Origin of the sequence: Idiomarina sp. UBA4206 (assembly GCF_002383015.1) — a bacterium.
GTDB lineage: Bacteria > Pseudomonadota > Gammaproteobacteria > Enterobacterales > Alteromonadaceae > Idiomarina > Idiomarina abyssalis.
On record NZ_DFTS01000014.1, the window covers coordinates 98,184 to 101,619 of the forward strand.

Here is a 3,436-nt window from a genome sequence, read left to right on the forward strand (position 1 = left end):
ACCGCGCTCAAGTGACTTTGAAACTGTCGGTGATCTAAGTTTGCCCAGCTATCGTGGCGATATCATTAACGGACCAGAGTTTGTCGACGCCGCTCGTCAACCCGACCCTGAACGTATGCTTAAGGCATATCACCATTCTGCAGCAACTTTAAACTTACTTCGTGCATTTGCACAGGGTGGTTTGGCCAACTTACATAAAGTGCACAAGTGGAACTTAAGTTTTCTCGCGTCAAACCCGTTAAAAGAACGCTACCAACAAATTGCCGAAGAAATACAGTCTGCTTTGCGTTTTATGGAAGTGTTGGGAATAAACGCAGATAACAACGCAACCATTCATGAGACGTCACTCTTCACCTCTCATGAGGCTTTATTATTGCCTTACGAGCAAGCTTTGACCCGCACAGACACCTTAACAGGGCTTCCGTATGACTGTTCTGCGCACATGGTCTGGATTGGTGAGCGTACCCGCAAGCTGGATCAAGCCCATGTTGAGTTTATGCGCGGTATTCATAACCCGATTGGTGTGAAAGTAGGCCCAACCATGCCAGCCGACGAGCTTATTGCACTACTCGACATACTGAACCCTGATAACGAGCCTGGTCGTTTAACGCTTATTACCCGTATGGGGGCTGACAATCTGGCCAATAAGCTGCCGGAACTGGTACGTCGGGTTAAGCAGGAAGGCCGAAACGTAGTGTGGTCCAGTGACCCAATGCACGGCAATACCATTAAAGCGGATAATGGTCTGAAAACTCGTAATTTTGACGCCATACATAAAGAATTAAGACATTTCTTTGCCATTCATCAGGCGGAAGGCACTTACCCTGGTGGTATTCACTTAGAAATGACAGGTGAGGATGTTACCGAATGTACCGGTGGCGCTTACCGTATCAGTGAAGCGGATTTATCCAGCCGTTATCGCACACAATGCGATCCGCGACTGAACGCTGATCAAGTGTTAGAATTGGCGTTCTTAGTCGCCGAGTCATTAAAAGCAGCCCGCAACGGCGAGGGCTGATAGTCTCCTTTAACCGATTATTTAAGAGGTATATTGTTGTATGTCGCAACAGGTAGAAGTGTTATTTGAAAACTTGTGGCAAGATTATTTATCACGGACACCTTCAGCAAAGAAGGTTCATCAAATTTTAGGAGAAGGGCATCCTATAGTGAATGATCACGTTGCCTTTCGTACCTTCGATATCAGTCCGGTAGGCTTAGAAGTATTGGCTCAGCACTTTTTAGACTTGGGCTATAAAGAAGGTGGTGATTATCACTTTGAAGCGAAGAAGCTTCGTGCAAAACATTTTGAGCATGAAGACCCTGAACTACCAAAAGTGTTTATCAGCGAGTTGATGACTGCTGAATTCTCAGAAGAGCTGCAAAAGAAAGTGAAAGACATGGTGGCTCAAGTGTCAGTTGAAGACACGAAAAAGTCAGACTTCTTGTACTCAGGGACGCATTGGAAAGTCAGCCACGCTGATTATCAGGCTTTGTTAGAAGAAAGTGAGTACGCAGCCTGGATGGCAGCGTTTGGTTATTGCGCCAACCACTTCACGGTCAGTGTGAATCAACTGCCCGGATATGGGTCTCTTGAACAAGTGAACCAGAAGTTGAAAGACAATGGCTTCAAACTGAATGACTCTGGTGGCGAAATTAAAGGTTCTCCGGAAGTTTACCTGGAACAGTCATCAACCATGGCCGATCGCCACCCGGTTGAGTTTTCTGACAAGACTGCTGAGATCCCCAGCTGCTTCTATGAGTTTGCTAAGCGCTACGAAATTGAAAACGGCAAGCTGTATACCGGCTTTGTCGCAGCGTCAGCAGACAAAATTTTTGAAAGCACCAACGCTAACTAGTTTCATTGTCACAAAAAGAATAGGGCGGCATTAATAGCGATGCCGCTCTAAGTTTGTTTTAGCCAGAATTTTTGCCGCAATTTCTTCCACGGAATAGTGCGTTGAATTAATAAAGGGTATGGCCTCGCGGCTATAAAGCCTTTCCACTTCTGCAAGTTCAAATCGGCATTGAGCCATTGAGGCGTACTGACTGCCTTCTCGTCGTTGACTTCTTATTTCATGTAGCCGTTGTGAAGAGAGGGTTAAACCAAATAGCTTATGACGATGCAGCTTCAGTTCTTTAGGTAATTGTAACCGTTCAAAATCATCATCATCGGTCAACGGATAGTTCGCAACCTTAATACCATACTGCATGGCAAGGTATAAGCTGGTTGGTGTTTTCCCCGTACGAGACACCCCAATTAAAATCAAATCGGCTTTATCCAGTTGATTCAGGCGCTTCCCGTCATCGTTATCCAGAGCATAATTAATCGCATCTATTCGAAAGTTGTAGTTTTTATGTACGCCATGGGTACGATGCGTTTTAGGTTGAGCTTTAACTCCCAGCTCCTTTTCTACTGGCGCGATGAAATGATCCAGAAAGTCATAACATATGCCGCCACAGTCGGTGATCTTGGCTTTCAGCTTCTCATTTACGAAAGTATGGAAGATTAAAGGAGGCTCGCCACTGTCTAAAACGGCCTTTTTTATTGTTTTACACACTTCATCGGCTTTTTTCTGATTATCGATAAAAGGCAATGTTTTGTGTTCAAAAGTGACAGGGAACATCGATAAAAGCGCGTGACCAAAGGCCTCGGCGGTCAGTGCCGTACCGTCAGAAATGTAAAACGCATAGCGCACAGGCGGATCTCTTTTTAAGCGATTGAAGGTTCGATATTAACTTGTTGGGCCGCAGCGTGTAAAATAGTAGTCACTTCCATGCCGAAAAAATCAATTAAGGATTGTGACGTGCAAGAATACGTAGTTTGGTACCAACATCTGGGAATGCAGGACGTAAACCGAGTCGGTGGTAAAAATGCCTCACTGGGTGAAATGATCAGTAACTTAGCCGGAGCAGGGGTTGAAGTTCCCGGCGGTTTTGCGACAACGGCAGACGCCTATAACCAGTTTCTGGAGCAAAGCGGCTTAAACGATCGTATTCACGATTTGCTCGACACACTTGATGTTGACGATGTTCAGGCCTTAGCAAAGGCTGGTAAGGAAATTCGTCAGTGGATCATCGATACGCCGTTCCAACCGGAATTTGAAGCTGCCATAAAGGACGCTTTTTCCGAACTTAGCGAAAATAACGATGAATTTAGTTTTGCGGTACGCAGCTCCGCAACGGCTGAAGACATGCCGGATGCCTCGTTTGCCGGCCAGCAGGAAACCTTCCTGAACGTACGTGGTCTGGGTAGCGTTATGGAAGCTATTAAGCACGTATTCGCCTCTTTGTTTAACGATCGCGCTATTTCATACCGTGTTCATCAGGGCTACGACCACCGCGGTGTTGCTTTGTCAGCAGGTATACAACGAATGGTACGCAGTGATATCGCGTCTTCCGGTGTTATGTTCAGTATTGACACTGAATCAGGCTTTGA

4 protein-coding genes are annotated in these 3,436 nt (G+C 45.8%); 3 read left to right on the forward strand and 1 reads right to left on the reverse strand.

All coding sequences use genetic code 11. The annotated features are described in order from the left end of the window. On the forward strand, positions 1–1,018 hold a 1,018-nt coding region (locus tag B3180_RS03155; RefSeq protein ID WP_286842978.1), incomplete at its 5' end, for a 3-deoxy-7-phosphoheptulonate synthase class II. Between the two features lie 40 nt (positions 1,019–1,058). Then, the gene (locus tag B3180_RS03160; protein WP_278358680.1) at positions 1,059–1,856 is read left to right on the forward strand and encodes a DUF1338 domain-containing protein; all 798 of its coding nucleotides are present in this window, start codon (positions 1,059–1,061) and stop codon (positions 1,854–1,856) included. Between the two features lie 30 nt (positions 1,857–1,886). Here B3180_RS03160 and ppsR read toward each other — a convergent pair whose 3' ends face one another. Next, positions 1,887–2,696, reverse strand: coding sequence for a posphoenolpyruvate synthetase regulatory kinase/phosphorylase PpsR (gene ppsR, locus B3180_RS03165; protein WP_271331393.1), 810 nt, complete (start codon positions 2,694–2,696; stop codon positions 1,887–1,889). Between the two features lie 108 nt (positions 2,697–2,804). Between ppsR and B3180_RS03170 the strand changes: the two genes are divergently transcribed. Next, positions 2,805–3,436, forward strand: a 632-nt coding sequence (locus B3180_RS03170) for a PEP/pyruvate-binding domain-containing protein (protein ID WP_286842983.1), incomplete at its 3' end; no start/stop codon positions are given.

What these genes read in the sequence shown, in the direction of transcription:
- B3180_RS03160 (WP_278358680.1), top strand. Translation starts at nt 1,059, where the DNA reads ATGTCGCAACAGGTAGAAGTGTTATTTGAAAACTTGTGGCAAGATTAT.